Origin of the sequence: Kitasatospora sp. NPDC059817, from assembly GCF_042731835.1 — a bacterium.
Taxonomy (GTDB): Bacteria; Actinomycetota; Actinomycetes; order Streptomycetales; family Streptomycetaceae; genus Kitasatospora.
Genome location: NZ_JBHWIR010000116.1, coordinates 21586 through 25005, shown reverse-complemented (window position 1 = coordinate 25005; position 3420 = coordinate 21586). Strand labels below are relative to the sequence as shown.

At 76.1% G+C, this 3420-nt stretch carries 3 protein-coding genes and 1 pseudogene; 2 read left to right on the top strand and 2 right to left on the bottom strand.

What is annotated here, in order from left to right; all coding sequences use genetic code 11:
• Positions 1-97 precede the first annotated feature (97 nt).
• Entirely contained in the window at positions 98-1243 is a 1146-nt protein-coding gene (locus tag ACFV61_RS23410) for a hypothetical protein (protein WP_380493684.1), read from the bottom strand.
• A complete protein-coding gene (locus ACFV61_RS23405) occupies positions 1240-2121 on the bottom strand; it encodes an RNA polymerase sigma factor (RefSeq protein WP_244293645.1) in 882 nt (293 codons plus the stop codon). Before ACFV61_RS23405 ends, ACFV61_RS23410 begins: the two co-directional genes overlap by 4 nt.
• A 196-nt stretch (positions 2122-2317) precedes the next feature.
• Here ACFV61_RS23405 and ACFV61_RS23400 point away from each other — a divergent pair, with 196 nt between their 5' ends.
• Positions 2318-3028, top strand: a complete 711-nt coding sequence (locus ACFV61_RS23400; protein ID WP_380493682.1) for a VC0807 family protein — start codon at positions 2318-2320, stop codon at positions 3026-3028.
• 194 nt (positions 3029-3222) lie between these two features.
• Positions 3223-3408: pseudogene (locus tag ACFV61_RS23395) on the top strand (tyrosine-protein phosphatase); the annotation flags it as partial.
• Between the last annotated feature and the right edge of the window lie 12 nt (positions 3409-3420).

The following is a 3420-nucleotide window of genomic DNA, read 5'->3' as shown; positions in this document are numbered from 1 at the left end:
GAGGGGTAGGGGGGGTGGTGCCGTACGGGGGGTGGTGGGTTCGGGGGGGGCGGGGAGCCCGGGCGGAGTGGGACGCGCCCCACCCGGAGTTCCTGGGTTACCTCCGGCCCGACTGGCTGTCGTCGGGCCGGTCGGGCCGGTCGGTCCTGCTCGGGCGGACGTCGGGCAGGGGCGGCGCGCTCGGCGGCGCCGGGACGGTCACGCCGGACCGGCCGGGCTTGGCCCCGTTGCCGCCGTTGCCCTTGTCCTGGCCCTTCTCTTGGCCCTTGTCCTGACCGTTGTCCTGGCCGTTGCCCTTGTTCTTGTCCTGCCCGTTGCCCCGGCCGTCCTCGGTGTTCCCCTTGCCCACGCCAGGGCCGGGGGTGGGCCGGCCGGGTTCGTGGGGCTGTGCGGTGGCGCCCGGGTGGTCGTCGTCCTCGTCGCCGAGCTCCTGCGCGCAGTAGTCCGCCACCTTCTCCGCCCCGCCGGCCGCCGCGACCAGCGGGCCGAACCGCGGCTCGGTGGCCGGTGACCGCTCGCCCCGGCCCGACCAGTCGGCGAAGCCGTGGCAGAGGGCGACCAGTCCGGGCGCGAGCGGCCGGGCGCCGTGCCCCTCGGCGTCGCCGTCGCCGTCGGTATCGGTGGAGGGGGTGCCGGGCTTCGCGGCGGTGGACGGTCCGACCAACTGCGGGCCGCCCGAGGCGGAGCCGCCGCCGGACGGGCGGACGGACGGGGTGCCGGGCGCGGCACTGCCGGGCGAGGTGGCGGACGAACCGGCCGACGCATCGGCCGACCCATCGGCGGACGCGGTGCCGGGCGCACTGCCGGAGGGCCCGCCCGCGGCGGCGAGCGCGTGCTCGGGTGCGCCGGACCCGCCGCCCAGCGGGGACGGCAGGTTGCCGGTGCCGGCGGCGACCGCGACCCCGCACAGCGCGGTGGCGCCGAGCACGGCGGCAGTGGCCTTCGTGCTGAAGGCCCTGGCCAGCGCGGCGGTTGCCATCGATCGTCTCCGGACGGGTGTGGTCACTACGGGGTCGGGCGTGAGACGCGCCTCCCGGAACGCGGTCAGGGCGGCCTGCTCCCCGGCCAGTTCGTCGGCCGTCGCCGGGGCGGCGGCCGCGGCGAGGATCCGGGCGAGCGGCCCGGGACCGCCGTCCGGTCCGGTGAGCGAGGCGTCCTGCCCGGCCGGCGGGCCGCCCACGGCACCGCCGAGCAGATGCTCGGCAGCGTCACGGTCGATCCGACGGGATCGGTTGGTGCTCATCTCATGTCCTTCAGCGTCGCGGCCCGGCGTTCTGTCACACCTTGCGGAGAACTTTTTCCCGCAGGCTTTCCCGCGGGTTTCCCCGTGGGCTTCCCGGCGGCCTTCCCCGCGGTTTCCTCGGCGGGTTCCTCGACAGGTCCCTCGGTACGGCGCCGGCCGGGCCGCCGCACGGCCGGTTCGGCCTCGCGCGCGGCGGGGATCCCGACCCCGGCCGCGAAGGACTGCTCCAGCAGCGTGGCCAGTTTCCGCAGCCCCCGGTGGGCGGCCATCCGGACGCTGCCGGCTCGCTTGCCGAGCACCCGGGCGGCGCTCTCGGCGTCCAGCTCCATGACCACCCGCAGCAGGACGGCCTCGGCCTGGTCGCGCGGCAGCCGGGAGATCAGCGCCAGCGCGTCGGCGGTGCCGACGGTGGCCAGCGCGGCGCCCGCGGTGTCGTCCCCGGCGGCCAGCCCGGCCAGGTACTCGAAGGGCAGGTCGGCGACCGGGCGGCGGCGCCGGGCGCGCAGGTGGTCGAGCGCGCGGTGGCGCGCGACGGTGGCGGCCCAGCCGCGGAAGCCGTCCCCGTCACCGGAGAATCCGCCCAGGTCGCGGGCGATCTGCAGCCAGGTCTCGGAGGCGATGTCCTCGGCGTCCTGGGCGTCCTCAGGGCGGCCGCCGACCAGGACCCGCAGGTAGCGCAGCAGGCCCGGCTGGACGGTCCGGAACAACAGCCGGAACGCCTCCTCGTCCCCGGCCTGGGCGGCCCGGACGGCCTCGGTCAGATCGGCGGGAGCGGGGGCCCGACCCGCTGGCGGGCCGACGGAAGGGACTGGTCCGGACCGGCCGACGGGGCTGCCGGTGCCCGCTCCGGGGCGCTCTGCACTCTGCACCCGCCACATCATGGGCCATCCGGGCGAACGCGACCCCGCGAGCCGGGAGAAGTCGCAGGTCGGAGCGGCTGTCACGGCCCGCACCATGACAGCTGTCACGCGGATCCCGCAACGGACGGCACTGCTCTGACGGAGGGTCGGACGGAAACACTGGAGGCACGACGCGGGCAGCGGCCCGCGGCCACCAGCAGGGAAGGAACCCGCCGTGAACCGGACCGTCACCATCACCGCCGCGACCACCGCCGAGGCCGGCGCGACCCCGAACCCGTCGGCCTCCGGGCTCCGCCCGCTCGCCATCGACGTGGTCGCCCCGCTGGCCGGCTACTACCTGCTGCACTCGGTCTGCGACCTGAGCGTGTTCGCCGCGCTGGCGTGGAGCAGCGCCATCCCGGCCGCCCGGACCGTGCTCGGCCTGCTGCGCGAGCGCAGGCTCAACCTGTGGGCCGCGCTGATGCTGGCCGTGAACCTGGCGGGCCTGGCGCTCACCTTCGTCACCGGCGACGCCCGGCTGATGATCGCCAAGGACGGCGGGCTGAGCGGCACCGTGGCGCTGGCCGTCCTGATCTCGGCGCTGGTCGGCCGGTCGGTGATGACCCCGGTGCTGATGCCCTTCCTCACCAAGGGCAATCGCGACCGAGCCGCCGCCTGGCAGCGGCTGGTCGAGGGCCGGGCGGCCGGCTCCCGGGCCTTCCGGCGCCACGAGCGGGTGTTCGCGGGTGTCTGGGGCACCGCGCTGCTGGCCGACTGCGTCGCCCGGGTGGTCGGCGCCTTCACCCTGCCGGTGGCGACCATGGCCTGGCTGTCCACCGTGTTCATGATCGGCGCGATCGCGGCCGGCGCGATGCTCGGTCGGATCGCGGCCGATCCGATGGAGAAGCTGGTCGCCGCCGAGACCGAAGCCCCGACCGCCGCCTGACACCGCCCGAGCTCGCCTGCCATCTACCGGCCATCCACCTGCCGCCCGGGGGAGCATCACCGCCCCCGGACGGCGCACGAACCGGCCCCAACGCCGGGTGTCGGCGATCCGAACAGCACGGAACCATCCGGATCTCCCGGGAGTCCTTCATAACGAGGGGGTAACGGGACCCCCGGTCGAGGAAACGGGGCCCCATGAGCCGGACGCACGCGCTGACCACCACCGAGGACCGCACCCTCGTGTGGGACGGCTGCCTGAACGTCCGCGACCTGGGCGGACTGCCCACCGTCTCCGGCCGGCCGACCACCCGCGGGGCGATAGTCCGGGCGGACAACCTGGACCGCCTCACCGCCGAGGGCTGGGACGCCCTCCTCGACCACGGTGTCCGCACC